The organism is Sinorhizobium sp. Y406 (assembly GCF_058732025.1).
Genome location: NZ_CM178975.1, coordinates 1826084 through 1843185, shown reverse-complemented (window position 1 = coordinate 1843185; position 17102 = coordinate 1826084). Strand labels below are relative to the sequence as shown.

The following is a 17102-nucleotide window of genomic DNA, read 5'->3' as shown; positions in this document are numbered from 1 at the left end:
CTCATCCTCCGAACGCCCGGCAGGCGCTTTCCGCACGGTCGAGGCCGAGCGTGTCCATGTCGTTGTCCTGGTGCAGATATCCATCGAGCGGCGCGAGCTCGACGAGAGCGCGGGCGTTCACCACCGGCATCGGCTGACGCAATTGCCCGTTCCAATCGCGGTAGCTGAGCGAGCGGCCCTTGAAGCCGTCGAGGGCAAAGGCATCCGACAGCATGTAAGTCCGCAGCTTCACCGGGTCGGCCGAGTTCGTCCGTGTCACCGCCTCGCCCACCGCGCGCAACGCCGTCCAGGCGGCGTAGTCGCGCGGCCGCATCTTCCGCTTTGCCGAGGCCTCGAAGCGGTTCTGCAACTGCACGGCCCCCCATTGTTCCAGAACGGGCGCCCATCCCTCGCCGCTTAAGCCGTCCGAGCCGGCGACCGGACGCGGCAGCCAGGTATTATCGGCGACATAACGAGCAAAATCGTCGGCAGCGTCGGCAATCAGTAGCACGTCGTGGTCGGGAAGGTCCTGCGTGAACAGCGGCACCTCCTTGCCGGCTGCGCGCCTCAGGTCAGTGTCGAAGGTCCAGGCCTTCTCGGCGAGGATTTCGACGCCGAACTTCGCCGCCGCGGCTCGCAAAGTTGCCGCGAAGTCCTCATCCTCTGGTCTGGGGCCGACGATCAGGGCCGTGCGCGTCCAGCGGCGCGCCCTCAACACCTGCATCAACGCATCGGCGCGCATCGCATCCTCCGCGATCGTGTGCAGGAGATTGGCACGACAGTCGCGGTCGCGCAGGCGGCGTTCGCCGGATGCGACGTTGAAGATCATTGCGTCCCTCGCCTCGGGCAGGTCGGCGACGATCAGGATGCTTTCGGAGGGCGCATCGAGGAGAAGTACCGGCGAGGCAGCGAGCGCCGTTTTCGCTGCCGCCGCAAGGTCGCCTCCCGGCTCGACGGAGATGACCTGTAGCCTGTAGTGATGGCCGAGGAAGCGGCCGGTCGTCTCGCTATCGGCCAGAGCGACCTTCGCTCCTGCGATTCCCAGGTCCGCTGGGATCGGATCGAGATTGGAAAGCACCGGCGGCGCCTTCTGCTCCTGGCGCAGATAGGTCACGGCAACGGTGACCTCCGCCTGAACCGGCCCGGCAGCGCCGAGAAGCGCGACCAGGAGGCATGCGGACATTGTCCGTCTGATGCGGATCTGCGGCATTGGACACTCCTCCCGCCGAAGACGTTAAAGCGGCGCCGCGGAGGGCGGAATACGACCTAGGTACCATGCCGGGCCGCGACCTAGGTCGTATTCCGCGGCACGGGCGACGAGCGTTAAAAAACCTCAGTGAGATCGTGGAGGAGGAAAGATGTCCAGAAACCATATCCGAGCGGGGCTTGCGGGGCTCGCACTGTTGGCAACAGCAACGATGGTCGTCGCGCATGGCGATGTCGCGCCCCAGCCCGTCAACACCGACGCGTTGCCGGAAATAGGCGAGGAGTGGCTGACGGAGAACCCCTATCGGGAGGCCAAGGTCGGGCACGATGTGTGGCTGAAGGCGGTCGAGATCGGTGCATCCGGCTTCAACCAGAACTGTGCCCGCTGCCGGCGGGGCAGCTCGTCGCGCTGATGGGGCCGAACGGTGCGGGGAAGTCGACGCTCTTGAAGACGCTCTACGGCATGACCACCATCAAGGGGGGCAGCATCAACTGGCAGGGCAAGAACATTGCGGGCTACAAGTCGCGGGCAATCCTGGGCGCGGGGATCTCCTTCGTGCCGCAGGGCCGCTGCAACTTCCCGGTCATGACCGTCGACGAAAACCTGCAGATGGCCGCTTACACGATCCGCGACAGCAGGGTGAAGGCGGACCGGGACTATGTCTACGATCTCTTCCCGATTCTGAAGACCCGCCGGTCGACCCTTGCGGGAAACATGTCCGGCGGCGAGCAGCAGCTTCTCGAGGTGGCCATGGCGGTCCTTCAGCGTCCGAAGGTGCTGTTGGTCGATGAGCCATCCGTTGGGCTCTCGCCCGCCGCCATCCACGTCGTGTTCGACGAACTGCTGCGCCTCCATGCCGCCGGGCAGACCATCCTCCTCGTCGAACAGAATACCAAGAAGGCCATGGAGGTCGCCGAACGTGCGGTGATCCTGCGTCTCGGCAAAGTCATCTGGGATGGCTTGCCGAGCGACATCACCCATGACGAACTCGGCGAGCTGTTCCTGACCGGGAAAATGCGCGGCGAAAACGAGGCGGTCCATTAGGGCCTCATTATTCTGAACTGAGGAAACTCCGATGAGCACTTTCGTGCCTGCATCACGCGTGTCCAGGATCAAGGTGTCGCCAAGCACCGCAGCGGCAGCCCGTGCACGCGAGCTGAAGGCGGCCGGCCGCGACATCGTCGACATGACCGTCGGCGAGCCGGACTTCGACACCCCCGACAGCGTGAAGGCGGCCGCCCATGCCGCGATCGACCGCGGAGAGACGAAATATACCCCCGTGAACGGCACGCCGGCACTGCGAAAGGCAATCATCGGCGACTTTGAACGTCGCCTCCGTCTGCATTATGCCGACAATGAGATCTGCGTCGGCGGCGGCGCCAAGCAGATCCTCTTCCTCGCATTGATGGCAAGCGTCGAGGGCGACGCGGAGGTGATCATCCCGGCACCCTATTGGGTTTCCTATCCTGATATGGTCCTCGCCAATGAGGGCAAGCCGGTTATCGTTAAGTGCCCGCAGGAGCAGGGATTCAAGCTCACTCCCGAAGCCCTCGAGGCCGCGATAACACCGAGGACGCTCTGGCTCGTCCTCAATGCGCCTTCCAATCCGACGGGCGCGGCCTATAGCCGGGCTGAGCTCGAAGCGCTTGGCCAAGTGTTGCTCAGGCATCCGCACGTCCTCGTTCTCTCCGATGACATCTACGACCAAGTCTGGTTCCGCGAAGAGCCGATGACGACGCTCGTCGCTGCGGTGCCTGAGTTGAAGGATCGCGTGCTGCTGACGAACGGCGTCTCGAAGTCCTACGCGATGACCGGCTGGCGCATCGGTTATGGGGCCGGCCCGGCGTCGCTCATTGCGGCGATCAACAAGCTCCAGTCGCAGATGTCGTCCTGCCCGTCCTCGGTGAGCCAGGCCGCGGCCGCGCACGCCCTATCGTCGGACCAATCCTTCGTCTCCGAGAGCGTGAAGGTCTACAAAGAGCGCCGCGATTATGCTTGCGCCCGGCTCAATACGGTGCCGGGCCTTTCCTGCCTGGTGCCGGACGGGGCCTTCTATCTGTTTCCGAACTGCGCCGGCGTGATCGGCAGGAAGACGCCCGACGGCAAGACGATCGAGACCGACCTCGATTTCGTGCTCTATCTGCTGGACGGCGTCGGGGTAGCGGCGCTGCAGGGCGCAGCCTATGGCCTGTCGCCTTACTTCCGCCTATCGATTGCGACTTCGATGGAGGCGATCACCGAAGCATGTGATCGGATCGAACGGGCCATCGCCGCCCTGCGCTGACCCGGTTAGGCCGGTGGGACTTGCGTTCTTCCGGCCGCAGGCTTTACGTTTCCATGAAACCAGAAGCCGGTAGCCATGAGTGTCGATTTCCGAAAACTGAAAAGCTTCGTCAAGATCGTCGACACGGGCAGCGTTTCGCGAGCTGCCGGCATCCTTAGAACGGCTCAGCCGGCGCTCTCGCAACAGATCGCCTCCCTGGAAGCGTACTTCAAGCACAAGCTCCTCATCCGCAGCAATGTCGGCATTACCCCCACCGAGGCGGGATTGATCCTCTACCGGCACGCTCAACTGATGTTGAAGCAGATCGAGCAGGCGCAGATCGATATCGACCAGGCAGCCAAATCGGTCGCGGGCCGCGTCTCGATCGGGCTCGCGACCTATTCCTCTTCAAGCGCACTGTCGCTGCCGATCTTGAGGGAGATGAAGGCGCGGCATCCCCACATTGTCGTCCATATCAATGACAGTTTCGGCCAGATCCTGAGTGAACTGATCATGACCGGGAAGATGGACATGGCGCTGATCTATGCCGCCGAACCCATCAAAGGCGTGACCCTGCAGCCGCTGTTCCGCGAGGAAATGTTTCTGGTCTCGCCAGCAAGTATCGAACTGCCCGGCGAGAGCAACATGCCCCTTCCTCTCTCGGCGCTCCAAGAGATACCGTTGCTTCTTCCAAGCAAGGCACATCTGCTCCGACGGTTGATCGATGACGCCTTGGCAAGGGCAAGGGCAACGCCGGACGTCGTCTCAGAAATCGAATCCGTTCCCGCCCTCAGCGCAGCGGTGCTCGAGGGGCTTGGATCGACCATTCTCCCGGCCTCGGTGGTGACGGAAACGGCGAGCTTTTCCGGAGCGCAGGTGAGGGCGCTGACGAAGCCTGTCATCGATGCGACCGTCTCGCTCTGCGTGGCCGATCATCTGCCACTATCGGAGCCTGCGATTGCCGCACGGTCCGTGCTGCTAGATGTGGTCGGAAAGCTCATGAGCAGCGAACACCCGGGAATCAAGCCAGCCTAAGCAATCCTCGACCGATGCACGACCATCGCACTGTGGTCTGCTCCTCGCCGGACATCTGCAGCCGGTCCCACGCACAGGTCAAGATCGATTCAGGTGTCTGCCATAAGCAAACCCTATAGCGGCAGACTGTAGTTGTGTTGGCCAACGCGGCGGCCGTTCCCCTAACCTTTGAAGCAGACATCGGGTCCGAAGCATCGGATCCGCCTACAACGGCGCTCCCCGCGCCGAACAGTCGCTTCGAGGGAAACATGGCAAAACTGGCTTTCGACACGGGCGGTACCTTCACGGACTTCGCTCTCCTGGATGACAACGGCGATCTCCATCTGCACAAGGTGCTGAGCACGCCGAAGAACCCGGCCGAGGCGGTCGTCCAGGGCGTCTCCGAGCTCCTGGAAGAGTTTTCCGGCTCGATCGCAATCGAAGACCTGCAGGTGCTCGGCGCGACGACGGTCGTCACCAATGCCGTCCTCGAACGCAAGGGCGTCGAGACCGGCTTCGTCACCACGGATGGTTTCCAGGACATGCTGCGCATCCGCAACGAGGGCCGCTACGATCTCTATGACCTGAACATCAAATATCCCGATCCGCTGGTGACGCGCGCCAACAGTTTCGGCGCCGCCGAGCGCATCGCCGCCGATGGTTCGGTGATGACCGAGCTCAAGGAAGAGACGGTGCGCGAGATCGCCGGGCGCCTGAAGGAGAAGGGCATCCGCTCCGTCGCCGTCTGCCTGCTGCACGCCTACAAATATCCCCAGCACGAACAGCGCGTTGCGGCGCTGCTGCGCGACGAGGACCCGGATATCTTCGTATCGTTGTCCTCAGAGGTCTGCCCGGAAGTCCGCGAGTTCGACCGCGCCTCGACGACGGTCGTCAACGCCTATACAAGGCCACAGATGGCCGGCCACGTCGCCCATCTGCAGCGTGAGTTCGCCAAGAAGGGCATCGACCGCCAGGTCCTCTGGATGACCTCGTCGGGGGGCCTGGTCCCGAGCCGCCGCGCCGCCGAGCTTCCGGTTCGGCTGATCGAGTCCGGTCCGGCCGCCGGAGCGGTGGCCGCCGCCGAGTTCGGCCGCATCGCCGGCGAGGGCAGCGTGCTGTCCTTCGACATGGGCGGCACGACCGCCAAGCTCTGCCTGATCCCGAACGGCGAGCCGACGGTCGGAACCGACCTCGAAGTCGCCCACTACCAGCGCTTCCGCAAGGGCTCCGGTTTCCCGCTCAAGATCCAGTCGATCCAGATGATCGAGATCGGTGCCGGCGGCGGTTCCATCGCCGCGAAGAACCCGCTCGGGCTCCTCGACGTCGGCCCGCGTTCGGCCGGCGCGCTTCCCGGCCCGGCGGCCTACCAGCGCGGCGGCACCGAGCCGACGGTCACCGACGCCGACATCCTGCTCGGCTACATGGGCACTGAATCCTTCGTTGGCGGCACCTTCAAGGTCTCCAAGGATGCCGCCCTCGACGCGATGGCGAAACTGGCGAGTTCCCTCGGTGTCGGCGTCGATCGCTGCGCTTGGGGGATCCACGATCTCGTTAATGAATCGATGAGCAAGGCGGCGGCGATGCACGCGACGGACCTCGGCGTCGACCCGAGATCGCTGCCGATGGTTGCCTTCGGAGGCGCGGGTCCGGTCCATGCCTATGGCATCGCCCGTAAGCTCGGCATCAAGCGGATCATCTGCCCGACCGGTGCCGGCGTGACCTCGGCAATCGGCCTCCTGATCGCCCCGGTTGCGGTCGATCTCTCCGCCAGCCATCCGATGGCGGTCGACGCATGGGACATGGACGCGATGAATTGCCTCCTGGCCGACCTCGCGGTCCAGGGCGCCGAAGTCGTCGCCGCGGCGGGTGTGGCCAAGGAGACCATCGCCAACCGCTATACCGTCGACATGCGTTATGTCGGCCAGGGCCACGAGATCACCGTGGCGCTTCCGGACCGCAACCTGCCCCAGGAGGAGTTCCTGAAGCAGCTTCTCGCTAACTTCACCACGCTCTATCGCGAGCTCTTCGGTCGTACCGTGGCCGCATCCGTCGAAGTCATCACCTGGCGGCTCAGGGCAAGCGGCGAAAAAGATCAGGTCACGCGACCGCACGAGGCGGAAGTGGCCGACGCGAAAAAGGGGAGCCGTCAGGTCTATTTTCAGGAAGTCGGCAGCTTCACGGAGACGCCGGTCTACGACCACTACAAGCTGCCGGTCCAGCAACAGATCAAGGGCCCGGCGATCGTCGAACAGCGAGAATCGACCGCGGTCGTCGGCCCCAGCGGCGTTTTCCACGCCGACGCGAGCGGCAACCTCGTGATCAACATTCAATAGGGAGACCACGATGTCGAAGCCCGCTATCGATTTCCACGATCCGATCAATCTCCAGGTGATGTGGAATCGCCTGATCTTCATCGCCGACCAGGCAGACAACGTCCTCGGCAAGACGGCCTTCTCGCCGATCGTTCGCGAGAACCACGATTACGTCACGGTCCTCCTGGACAGCCGCGGTCGGGCGCTCGCCCAATGCACCTGGTCGATCCCCGTGTTCATCACCTCGTTGCCGGCTGCCGCCCAGAAATACTTCCTGCGCAAGTTCCCGGCCGAGGGGTTGCAGGAGGGCGATGTTCTCGCCACCAACGATCCCGAGATCGGCACCGGGCATCTTCCGGACGTCACGATGATCACGCCGATCTTCAAGAACGGCCGGGTTGTGGCCTATGCCGGCTCCATTGCCCACCTTCCGGACATCGGCGGCGCGCCGCTGCACTCCGAGGCGAGCGACATCTTCGAGGAAGGCATCCGCTTCCCGATCGTGAAGCTGATGAAGGCCGGCGTCCCCAACCAGGACGTCTTTGACATCATCGCCGCTTCCGTGCGCCTGCCGACCGAAGTGCAGGGTGATCTGGAATCGATGATCGCCGCCAATAACGTCATGGGCCGCGAGTTGCTAAAGTTCCTCGACGAGTACGGCCTGGACGAAGTCGACGGGCTGGCCGACGCCATCCACTCGCGCTCGGAAGCGCAGACGCGCAAGGCGATCCGTGAATGGCCGAACGGCACCTACGGCGCCGAAGTGCTTCTCGACGGCTACGACGTCGACGTCAAGCTGGCGGCGAGCGTTATCGTCAAGGACGATTCCATCCATGTCGACTATACCGGGACCTCCGATCAGGTGCTGCATTCGATCAATTGCCGCACGAACTATCGCTATGCGCACTCGGTCTATGCCTTAAAATGCCTGCTCGACCCGGAAACGCCGAACAACGAAGGCTGCATCGTGCCGATCACGGACGAGGCGCCGCTCGGCAGCATCCTGAACCCGCAACCTTGGACGGCCGGCAACTCCCGCAATCTGATCGGCCACGTCATCCCATCGTTGATCTTCAAGGCGCTGGAAGGAGTCGTTCCGGAGAAGGTCATGGGCGACAGTGGTGGCGCTCCCATCTGGGCTGCCAACTGCGTCGGCCAACGCGATGATGGCACCCAATACGGTTCCGTCCAGAATTTCCATGGTGGCCAGGGTGCGCGCGCCGAGTTCGATGGCCTCGATACGTTGAGTTTCCCATCGAATTGCAAGGTCACGGCGATCGAGATGTTCGAGATCGCTGTGCCTGCCCTGACCGAGCGCAAGGAACTGATTGCCGACTCCGGCGGCGCTGGAAAGCACCGCGGCGGTCTCGGCCAGCGTGTCGTCCTTCGAAATCTCGGCAAGGCGCCGATGAGCATCTACATGGCTTCCGAGCGCGTGCGCCATCCCTGCTTCGGCGTCGTGGAGGGGCAGAGCGGCACGCCGGGGAAGGTGACCCGCGAAGGCAAGCCGCACTTCCCGAAGGGCAAGGTCGTTCTCAAGACCGGCGAGCGGCTGGAGGTCGAGACGCCCGGCGGCGGCGGCTGGGGCCGTGCAGCCGAACGCTCCCGAGATCTCATCGAGCAGGACCTCGCCGAAGGCTTGATCACTCCGAAGGCTGCCCGGGAGATTTACGGCTACAATGGCCGATCGGCCGTGGCTGCGGAATAGGAGAGGGACATGGGTCTCATCGACGGTAAGATCGCGCTGGTGACGGGAGCAGGGACGGGGATCGGCCGCGAGGCCGCGTTGCTTCTCGCAGAAGAAGGTGCGTGTGTGATCCTGACCGGCCGTCGCCCGGAACCGCTTCAGGAGGTGGCTGCCCTGATCGAGAAGAAGGGCGGCAGGGCCGTACCCCGCACACTCGACATCGAATCCCGCCAGGCGATCTTCGCTGCAGTGAAATGGGTGAAGGGTGAAATCGGTCCGGTCGACATCCTCGTGAACAATGCCGGCAGCGCCAGCAAGGTGCTGAACGCGCGGTTCATCAGCGAGGAGGAGTGGAACTCCACAGTGAACGTCAACCTGACTGCGGTCTTCAATCTGACCCAGGCCGTACTCCCCGACATGATCGCCAAGGGCGAAGGGACCGTGATCACCGTGTCTTCCCTCGCAGCGCTCAACCCGAACCTCTTGGGCGGCGCAGCCTACGGCGCGGCGAAGGCGGGCGTGAAGAACCTCATGGCGTTCCTGCATAACACCTATCGCAACCAGGGCATTCGCGCGACGACGATCCTGCCGGGCGAGACGAACACTCCGATAATGGAGAACCGCGCGCGGCCTCCTGTCGCCGAGGAGCGTGCCGTCATGCTCGATCCGCATGACGTTGCGAGGGCGATCGCACTCTGCGCGACCCTGCAGAAGGGTGCCATGATCCCAGAACTCCACATCTGCCCGACCTTCATGCGCGACACGTCCGCAGACATCGAGACCGCGCGCTGGGTGGGAGCGCCCGCGGATACGCCGGATCTGCCGAAGAACAAATAGGAGGAGCACCATGAACGGCGCGAAACTGCGCGCCCGGCTTCAAGCCGGCGAACCCATAACCATGTTCACGCCGCACCACGCATCGTCCGGGCTTGCGGCGCGCCTGGTGGAACTCGGCGCCGACTCGATCTTCGTCGATTGCGAGCACGGCACCTGGAGCTTCGAGGACGTCCGGATGACGTCGCAGATCGTCCGCTCCGTCGGCGGTGCGGCGATCGTCCGGCCGCATTCCCATGAGCGGCCGGTCCTGATCCGCTATCTGAACGCGGGCGCCGACGGTCTGATGGTGCCGATGGTCGATACGGCCGAACAGGCGCGCGCCATCGTCGATGCGGTTCGCTACGCACTGCCTGCCGACCACGAGAAGCGGCTGGTCATCGGCATGATCGAGACGCTGGGGGCGATCGACAATCTCGATGAGATGCTCGCCGTGGATGGCATCGACGTCTTCTTCATCGGCCCCGGCGACCTGTCGCAGAACATGGGCTATCCCCCGGCTCCCCGGTTCGGCGAACCTCGTCCGGCCGAAGTCATGGAGAAGGTCGCCCATGCGGTTGAAGCGATCCGGGGCGCCGGGAGGATCGCCGGCACGCTCGTGACGGCGGAAGAGCTCCCGCATTGGCTGAAGCGAGGCGTCCAGTTCTTCTACATCCATTCCGATCCGTTCTTGCGGCGTGGTCTTGCCGGTATCCAGACAGCGCTTGGTCGCTGAGCTCGCGCCTGCCGATGCCTGCGATGGCTGGCTGGTGAGAGAATTTCGGCGGATTGTCTTGCGGCTGAAGCGAGCGCGGAGGTTCTCAACTTAAGGACTTCGAAAATTGGCCCCCGAACATCTGTGGACACCCCCGTAAGTGCAAGAGGATTTTTCGGTGGTGGTAATCTACGCGTAGTCGGGTGCTGACATCTGTCCGGCCTCTGTTGCGACCATCTGGATGCCGCGGGCCCGTATGGGAGTTCGCTCAAATCATTAAAGCGTGCTCTGGGCACTCCGTTCAGGCCAGCGGCAAAATCACGTCCTCTTTTGAAGGTCGACGCCGCCGGAGCCAAAGCTATCAATGCCGTCGCTGTAATCGGTCCTACACCTGGGATCGTCGCAAGCCGCCGAGCGTCCGCGTCTTCCCGGGCGCGACGTGCGATCTCGTGGTCAAGCCGCCTGATCCGGTCCTCGAGCGATCGCAGAGTATCGACCAACAGGGCGAGCGCCAGACGAGCTGCGTCCGGCAGAGTGTTCTTATCATCCATCACGCATTCTATGAGCCCGGCAACGTGCGCTGGACCCTGAGCGGTGACGAAGCCGTATTCGGCGAGGTGGCCGCGGAGCGAGTTGATAACTTGCGTTCGCTGTCGCACCAGCAAGTCCCGAGCTCGAAACACAACGGCGCTTGCCTGAGCATCCTCACTCTTTACAGCGACGAAACGCATCGTCGGACGCTGGGCAGCCTCGCAAATTGCCTCAGCGTCGGCCGCGTCGTTCTTCTGTCGCTTCACGAACGGTTTGACGTAGGCCGGCGGGATCAGTCTAACAGTGTGACCAAATCTACCAATCTCCCTCGCCCAATAATGCGCACCGGCACATGCCTCCATGGCAACCATGCACACCGGCTGCTTGGCGAAGAATTCGAGCACATTCTTCCGGCGCAATTGTTTGCGGAAAACGACGCCCCCGGAGGCGTCCGCCCCATGGGCCTGAAACACGTTCTTCGCCAAATCCAGGCCGATTGTGCTAACTTCCATCGTGGACACTCCTTCTCTCCGGTGGCTGCAACAACCACCATTCTGGCACATCGATGCCGTCGAGGGGGGGTGTCCACCCCATCATTAAAGGGGCACAGATATACGGTAGGAAGATCAAAGGGCGAACGGGATGGCGCGGAAGCCGTTTTCATCGACAGCAGGTTTGTCCTCCCAAAGATAGTCGCCGGTCAGGTTCACATGCTCCCATGAGAGCGGGGACAGGCTGGAAGCAGGTGCTCGGGAATGATCTGGCCGGCGTCGCGTAGAACATCGACGGCGCGGCCGGTATAGATCGTGTTCCAGTGAATGATCGCGGTCACCACGAAGTTGAGGGCGGAAGCCCGGATGGAGAGGTTTTCCTGGCTCCGATCGCGGCAGCGACCAAGCCGGTGAAGATTGACCGCACGCACGAGGCTGTTGCGACTTTCGCCCTTGTTCAACTCGGCGGTCGTGGTCTTGCGAAGCTGCTCGTCGTTGATCCAGTCGAGGGTAAAAAGGGTTCTTTCGATCCGGCCCATCTGGAGTAGTGCCTGGGCGAGGACCGCTCTGCCGTGTGGTCGCCGAGAGTCGTTTCAGCATAAGCGATGCGCTGACGGTGTGCGTGCGCAACGAAGTCATCAGACGCAGGATGTCGTCCAAATGGCTGCGGATCAGATCGGCGTCGATACGGTCGCCCATGATATTCTGAGGAACGCCATATTGCTTTGCGGGACTAAAGCCATAGAGGCATCGCCCGTCGAGATCGGGGATACGGGGGACAAACGCGAAGCCGAGCGCATGGCAGAACGCGAAGACGAGATCGCTGACACCACCTCCATCGACATGGTGCCGGGTAATGTCGAGGCCCGCGTCAGTTTCCAGCAGCGCATCGAGGACATGAACCGCCTCGCTTGCCGTCGCTGCGATGATCTTCACGTGGAAGGGTGCGTATCGGCCGGAGATCGCGGTGTAGAGCTTGATGATCAGGTTGGTGCCGTAGCGGCCATTGACGCCGCCGGCGACTTCGCCGCCGTCGCCGAGATGGATATGCTGACCGTCGGATGAGGAAACGGTATGTGATCCGAACACCGCCGAGAAGGGAGCCGCGTGCTGGGCCTCGACCAAGCGGGCTAGCGCTAAGGTGAATGTCTCTTCCCTGAAGTGCCAGATCGCCATCTGTTGCAGTTGGCGTCGGGTAATGCCGGGGCAGGCAAGCGCCATTTTCGAAAAGCCGAGATTCGTGGCTTCGGCGATGAGCGCCGCATAGACGACCCGCAGGTCAGACGGCGGCCTTTCCTGTCTGAAGATGCTCGAACAGGGAGTTGAAGCCGGTCATCCGGTCGATATCAGCGACGAGATCCGTCAACCTGATCGGTGGCATGCAGGTGGTGATCCGTTTTGCGAATGCGATCGCGGCCTCGGTTTCGACTGTACTGACCGCCGGGACCCGCAGGCCTTTCGCACCGATCCGGGTGTCGCCCCGACCTGTTTCGAGCCGGCGAGCCGCCTCGCTGAGCTTCTGATCCAGCGCTTCGGCTTTTTGGGCGAAATAGGTCTCAACATCGACCGGAATGGCGACGGGAATACGGGCCTCGGCCTTGATGACGGCGTATGTCTGCTGCGAGATCATGTGCTCGTCGAGCGCACGGTAGTTACGTGAACCCTTGATCCATATTTCGCCAGCAGCGATCCGGTTCTTCAGTTCGACGACGAGAAAGAGTTCCAGCATCTTCCAGTCGATCGTGCCGTCCGCAGCGACGATTTCTTTGCCCAGCGTTTGTCCGCCAGCAATAGCGCTTTCTGGGCCCACGGCTGCTCCAGCGATCTGCGGCCGCTCGTCCATGCCGTTCCCATTTGTACGACGGCATCGATAAAATGGGCGTTTAGACGGTTCCCTTCGAAGGTGAAGGACGCCAGGAATGGGGCAGTGAACCGCCGGATGCGGAAAATATTGAGCCGGAAGGTAGAGGGGTCGCTTGCGTTTCTGGCCGAGCAACTCGGGGTCAATCCTGGAGCGCTGGCAACTTTTGCACGGAGAGCGCCAACCCGCTACGAGCAACTCTCCGTCCTTCGACAACGTTACGGGGTCAGCGAAATGTCCCATCCGCTGCGCGCCGATCTGCTTGCCTTCGCGCGCGGCGTGGCGGTGGCTTCGACGAAGGACAAGTACGTCTCCGCGGCCCTTGCCGACGAGATGCGCCGACGCCGCATCGTCATTCCCGGTATCACGGTGCTCGAACGGCTGGCCGGGTAAGCTTGCACCGAAGCCGAAGAGGCCTTGTTCGCCGATGTCGCCAGACGCTTGACGCCGGATCTCGTCGTTCGGATGGAAGCGTTGCTCGGTATGGGGCCCCGGTCGCGGCAAAGCGGCATATCGTGGTTGCGCGGAAAGGCCGGGGCATCGGCTATGCGAGGACTGATCGATCGACTTGAGGCCGTGCGTCATGTCGGCATCTCCGGCCAGGTGCTTCAGGCCGTGCCCGTGTACCGCGTCCGACAGATGGCGCAAGAAGGCCGCCGCCTAACGGCGCAGAACTTCGAGCAGATGCGGCCCGGTCGCCGGCATGCGACACTGGCAACCTTTCTCCTCGAGACCGAGATCGCGCTCACCGATGCGGCGATCGCCATGTTCGAGACGCTGATCGGCAAGAGCTTCCGTCAGGCGGAATCCTTGCGCGACCAGAAGATGCTGGAAACCGCCACGACCGCGTCCTCCGCCCTGGATTTCTTTGCCAGCTTGCGAACTGCGAACCGACGGTGAAAAATTGCTCGCCCGTCACAAGCGCGGAATCTGAGTTATGCAGGTAGAGAGCTTCGTGCCTTCTCCGGCCGCTCTCGACCCGTTGCTGTCGTCGCGAGTGCGCATGGCCGCAGCGGCGCTAAGGTATTCCGAGGGCGCAGCGCCCGGGGGAGAGCCCTTCCCCCTCCCCCGAAGGGAAAGGGGTACAGGTTCATTTCATCAAGACAGTATCAGCCCTCGGAAGCCACCCCGCTGGCGATCCCGTCGAGAGTGGCCACCTGCGCGGGCGACAGCACCAAATCAGCTGCCGCAAAATTCTGGCGCAAATGATCCACGGACGATGTGCCAGCGATCACCAGGATATTGGGCGACCGCTGCAACAGCCACGCCAATGCCACCTGCTTGGGGCTGGCGCCGAGCTCGTCGGCAACGCTCGACAAGAGCGAAGATTGCAGCGGTGTAAATCCGCCTAGCGGGAAATACGGGACGTAAGCCACGCCTTTTGCAGCCAATTCGTCGATAAAGGCGTCATCGCCGCGACGTACCAGGTTGTACTCGTTCTGCACGCAGACGATCGGGGCCATTTTTTCCGCCTCTGCAAACTGCGCAGGCGAAACAGTGCTCAAGCCGATGTGGCGGACCAGACCCTTTCGTTGCAGTTCGACCAGAACACCCAAGGGCTCGGCGACCGAGTTCTCATCGGGCCCATGCGGGCCCCCCAAGCGAAGGTTGACCACATCAAGCGCTTCCAGGCCGAGGCTTGACAAGTTTTCGTGCACCGCGCGCCTGAGGGTCTCCGGCGTGCGATCCGGAAACCACGAGCCGTCCTCTCCGCGCTCGAATCCAATCTTGGTGACAAGGGCCAGGTCGCTTGGATATGGCGTGAGGGCTTCGCGGATGAGCTGGTTTGATACGTGGGGGCCATAGAACTCGGCAGTATCGATATGGTTGGCCCCGAGCGCAATGGCTTCGCGCAGCACGGCCAACGCGGCATCCTTGTCGCGCGGCGGGCCCCATACGTGCGGGCCAGGAAGCTGCATCGTGCCATAGCCCATGCGCTTGATCTGTAACGACGTACCGGGAAGAGTGAACGTGCCGCCAAGGCGAGAACTTGTCATGATCTTTTCTCCTTATCTCACGGAGCACAGATAAGCGTTGCCGAAATGCATGATAAGCCAGTACAATCCGCACAGGCTGTACGGATTAGCGAACGATGAAGGTTGACCTAAGTGATCTGAATGCTTTTGTGGCGGTGGCGCGCACCCGTGGGTTCCGCGAGGCGGCGCGCCAAAGCGGCGCAAGCGCGTCGGGCTTCAGCGAAGCGGTGCGGCGTCTGGAAGGCCAGCTCGGGGTCAGGCTGCTGCACCGGACTACACGCAGCGTCGTGCCGACCGAGGCCGGAGCGCGCCTGCTCGAACAGCTTGGCCCCGCCTTGCGCGAAATGGAATCGGCGCTCGACGTGGTGAACGGCTTTCGTGACAGGCCGGCGGGGACGCTGAAGCTCAATGTGGCGGTCAGCGCGGCGCGGCTGGTGCTGCCGCATATCGTCCCGACATTCCTCGCCGCCTATCCCGATATCCGGCTGGAGGTGATCACCGAGGAAAGCTTTGTCGACGTGCTCGCGGCTGGGTGCGATGCCGGAATCCGCTACGACGAGCGGCTGGAGCAGGACATGATCGCGGTGCCGATCGGCCCGCGCGTACAGCGGTTTGCCGCTGCCGCCTCTCCCACCTATCTCGACCGGCACGGCCGGCCCGAGCATCCGCGTGATCTGCTTGGCCATGCCTGTCTGCGCCACCGCTTTCCCAGCGGCGTGATGCCGCCATGGGAATTCGAGCGCGACGGCGAGGAGGTGCGGATCGATCCGACTGGTCCCCTGGTCGTGACGGCCGGCGGAGCAAGCGACCTCGCCGTTGATGCGGCGATCGCCGGTCTCGGCATCGTCCGCCTGTTCGAAGACTGGCTGCGTCCGCATTTTGACAGCGGCGCCCTCGAGCCCGTTCTCGAGTCATGGTGGGATCGCTTCTCTGGGCCGTTCCTCTACTATCCGGGACGACGACTGGTACCCACGCCGCTAAGGGCGTTCATCGACTTTGTCAAAGCGTCGAACGGCCAATCCTGACATTCGATGGACGAGCAGCGAGTGAACGGCCACTCCCGGGTGCCGTCATGGTCCTGAATGTCGCTGTACCCAAAAGGTGGCTGTCAGGTGCGTACACGTTGCGCGTCGGCCCTCCACCCGATTGGGGCCTTGCCGGTTGCGCGCCAAGCGACTTGGTGTTCACCCTTTGATCCCTCTATTGTATATCTGTGCCCCTTTAATGATGGGGTGGACACCCCCCCTCGACGGCATCGATGTGCCAGAATGGTGGTTGTTGCAGCCACCGGAGAGAAGGAGTGTCCACGATGGAAGTTAGCACAATCGGCCTGGATTTGGCGAAGAACGTGTTTCAGGCCCATGGGGCGGACGCCTCCGGGGGCGTCGTTTTCCGCAAACAATTGCGCCGGAAGAATGTGCTCGAATTCTTCGCCAAGCAGCCGGTGTGCATGGTTGCCATGGAGGCATGTGCCGGTGCGCATTATTGGGCGAGGGAGATTGGTAGATTTGGTCACACTGTTAGACTGATCCCGCCGGCCTACGTCAAACCGTTCGTGAAGCGACAGAAGAACGACGCGGCCGACGCTGAGGCAATTTGCGAGGCTGCCCAGCGTCCGACGATGCGTTTCGTCGCTGTAAAGAGTGAGGATGCTCAGGCAAGCGCCGTTGTGTTTCGAGCTCGGGACTTGCTGGTGCGACAGCGAACGCAAGTTATCAACTCGCTCCGCGGCCACCTCGCCGAATACGGCTTCGTCACCGCTCAGGGTCCAGCGCACGTTGCCGGGCTCATAGAATGCGTGATGGATGATAAGAACACTCTGCCGGACGCAGCTCGTCTGGCGCTCGCCCTGTTGGTCGATACTCTGCGATCGCTCGAGGACCGGATCAGGCGGCTTGACCACGAGATCGCACGTCGCGCCCGGGAAGACGCGGACGCTCGGCGGCTTGCGACGATCCCAGGTGTAGGACCGATTACAGCGACGGCATTGATAGCTTTGGCTCCGGCGGCGTCGACCTTCAAAAGAGGACGTGATTTTGCCGCTGGCCTGAACGGAGTGCCCAGAGCACGCTTTAATGATTTGAGCGAACTCCCATACGGGCCCGCGGCATCCAGATGGTCGCAACAGAGGCCGGACAGATGTCAGCACCCGACTACGCGTAGATTACCACCACCGAAAAATCCTCTTGCACTTACGGGGGTGTCCACAGATGTTCGGGGGCCAAATTGCCATAGAAACCCTTCAAAGAAGGA

At 62.7% G+C, this 17102-nt stretch carries 10 protein-coding genes and 5 pseudogenes; 11 read left to right on the top strand and 4 right to left on the bottom strand.

The window, feature by feature from the left end:
* Window position 1 precedes the first annotated feature (1 nt).
* Window positions 2–1189 (bottom strand): ABC transporter substrate-binding protein, encoded by a 1188-nt coding sequence (locus AC4P1R_RS25485; RefSeq protein WP_492178230.1) that lies wholly within the window; start codon window positions 1187–1189, stop codon window positions 2–4.
* A 148-nt stretch (window positions 1190–1337) separates the two neighbouring features.
* Here AC4P1R_RS25485 and AC4P1R_RS25480 point away from each other — a divergent pair, with 148 nt between their 5' ends.
* The 8 genes and pseudogenes from AC4P1R_RS25480 (at window position 1338) to AC4P1R_RS25445 (ending at window position 10011) form a co-directional block, all read left to right on the top strand.
* A complete protein-coding gene (locus AC4P1R_RS25480; RefSeq protein ID WP_492178229.1) occupies window positions 1338–1598 on the top strand; it encodes a cytochrome c family protein in 261 nt (86 codons plus the stop codon).
* Window positions 1571–2230, top strand: a pseudogene (locus AC4P1R_RS25475) (branched-chain amino acid ABC transporter ATP-binding protein); the annotation flags it as partial. The gene AC4P1R_RS25480 and the pseudogene AC4P1R_RS25475, both read left to right, overlap by 28 nt.
* 31 nt (window positions 2231–2261) lie before the next feature.
* Window positions 2262–3470, top strand: coding sequence for an aspartate transaminase (locus AC4P1R_RS25470; protein WP_492178228.1), 1209 nt, complete (start codon window positions 2262–2264; stop codon window positions 3468–3470).
* Window positions 3471–3545: 75 nt separating this feature from the next.
* The gene (nac, locus tag AC4P1R_RS25465) at window positions 3546–4484 is read left to right on the top strand and encodes a nitrogen assimilation transcriptional regulator NAC (RefSeq protein WP_492178227.1); all 939 of its coding nucleotides are present in this window, start codon (window positions 3546–3548) and stop codon (window positions 4482–4484) included.
* A 248-nt stretch (window positions 4485–4732) separates the two neighbouring features.
* The gene (locus AC4P1R_RS25460) at window positions 4733–6796 is read left to right on the top strand and encodes a hydantoinase/oxoprolinase family protein (protein ID WP_492178226.1); all 2064 of its coding nucleotides are present in this window, start codon (window positions 4733–4735) and stop codon (window positions 6794–6796) included.
* Between the two features lie 10 nt (window positions 6797–6806).
* Window positions 6807–8483 carry a hydantoinase B/oxoprolinase family protein gene (locus tag AC4P1R_RS25455; RefSeq protein WP_492178225.1) on the top strand — a complete coding sequence of 559 codons (1677 nt, stop codon included), beginning with the start codon at window positions 6807–6809 and terminating at the stop codon, window positions 8481–8483.
* Between the two features lie 9 nt (window positions 8484–8492).
* Window positions 8493–9299 (top strand): SDR family oxidoreductase, encoded by an 807-nt coding sequence (locus AC4P1R_RS25450; protein WP_492178224.1) that lies wholly within the window; start codon window positions 8493–8495, stop codon window positions 9297–9299.
* Between the two features lie 10 nt (window positions 9300–9309).
* Complete coding sequence (locus AC4P1R_RS25445; RefSeq protein ID WP_492178223.1) at window positions 9310–10011, top strand: HpcH/HpaI aldolase family protein; 702 nt, start codon at window positions 9310–9312, stop codon at window positions 10009–10011.
* A 266-nt stretch (window positions 10012–10277) separates the two neighbouring features.
* Here the strand turns inward: AC4P1R_RS25445 and AC4P1R_RS25440 are convergent.
* Window positions 10278–11033: pseudogene (locus AC4P1R_RS25440) on the bottom strand (IS110 family RNA-guided transposase); the annotation flags it as partial.
* A 114-nt stretch (window positions 11034–11147) separates the two neighbouring features.
* A pseudogene (locus AC4P1R_RS25435) lies at window positions 11148–12962 on the bottom strand (Tn3 family transposase); the annotation flags it as partial.
* 16 nt (window positions 12963–12978) lie between these two features.
* On the opposite strand from AC4P1R_RS25435, the pseudogene AC4P1R_RS25430 reads away from it, so the two are divergent.
* Window positions 12979–13761, top strand: a pseudogene (locus AC4P1R_RS25430) (DUF4158 domain-containing protein); the annotation flags it as partial.
* A 221-nt stretch (window positions 13762–13982) separates the two neighbouring features.
* On the opposite strand, the gene AC4P1R_RS25425 reads toward AC4P1R_RS25430, so the two are convergent.
* Window positions 13983–14870: an aldo/keto reductase family oxidoreductase gene (locus AC4P1R_RS25425; protein ID WP_492178222.1), complete on the bottom strand. Its 888-nt coding sequence runs from the start codon at window positions 14868–14870 to the stop codon at window positions 13983–13985.
* A gap of 95 nt (window positions 14871–14965) precedes the next feature.
* Here AC4P1R_RS25425 and AC4P1R_RS25420 point away from each other — a divergent pair, with 95 nt between their 5' ends.
* Together AC4P1R_RS25420 and AC4P1R_RS25415 are read left to right on the top strand one after the other, a co-directional pair.
* A complete protein-coding gene (locus tag AC4P1R_RS25420; RefSeq protein ID WP_492178221.1) occupies window positions 14966–15874 on the top strand; it encodes a LysR family transcriptional regulator in 909 nt (302 codons plus the stop codon).
* Window positions 15875–16158: 284 nt separating this feature from the next.
* Window positions 16159–16914: pseudogene (locus AC4P1R_RS25415) on the top strand (IS110 family RNA-guided transposase); the annotation flags it as partial.
* Window positions 16915–17102: the final 188 nt, after the last annotated feature.

Bases quoted from the DNA above. Each gene is read 5' to 3' on its own strand.
- AC4P1R_RS25460 (WP_492178226.1), top strand. From the start codon at position 4,733: ATGGCAAAACTGGCTTTCGACACGGGCGGTACCTTCACGGACTTCGCT.
- AC4P1R_RS25480 (WP_492178229.1), top strand. From the start codon at position 1,338: ATGTCCAGAAACCATATCCGAGCGGGGCTTGCGGGGCTCGCACTGTTG.
- AC4P1R_RS25425 (WP_492178222.1), bottom strand. From the start codon at position 14,870: ATGACAAGTTCTCGCCTTGGCGGCACGTTCACTCTTCCCGGTACGTCG.
- nac (WP_492178227.1), top strand. From the start codon at position 3,546: ATGAGTGTCGATTTCCGAAAACTGAAAAGCTTCGTCAAGATCGTCGAC.
- AC4P1R_RS25450 (WP_492178224.1), top strand. From the start codon at position 8,493: ATGGGTCTCATCGACGGTAAGATCGCGCTGGTGACGGGAGCAGGGACG.
- AC4P1R_RS25445 (WP_492178223.1), top strand. From the start codon at position 9,310: ATGAACGGCGCGAAACTGCGCGCCCGGCTTCAAGCCGGCGAACCCATA.
- AC4P1R_RS25455 (WP_492178225.1), top strand. From the start codon at position 6,807: ATGTCGAAGCCCGCTATCGATTTCCACGATCCGATCAATCTCCAGGTG.
- AC4P1R_RS25485 (WP_492178230.1), bottom strand. From the start codon at position 1,189: ATGCCGCAGATCCGCATCAGACGGACAATGTCCGCATGCCTCCTGGTC.
- AC4P1R_RS25420 (WP_492178221.1), top strand. From the start codon at position 14,966: ATGAAGGTTGACCTAAGTGATCTGAATGCTTTTGTGGCGGTGGCGCGC.
- AC4P1R_RS25470 (WP_492178228.1), top strand. From the start codon at position 2,262: ATGAGCACTTTCGTGCCTGCATCACGCGTGTCCAGGATCAAGGTGTCG.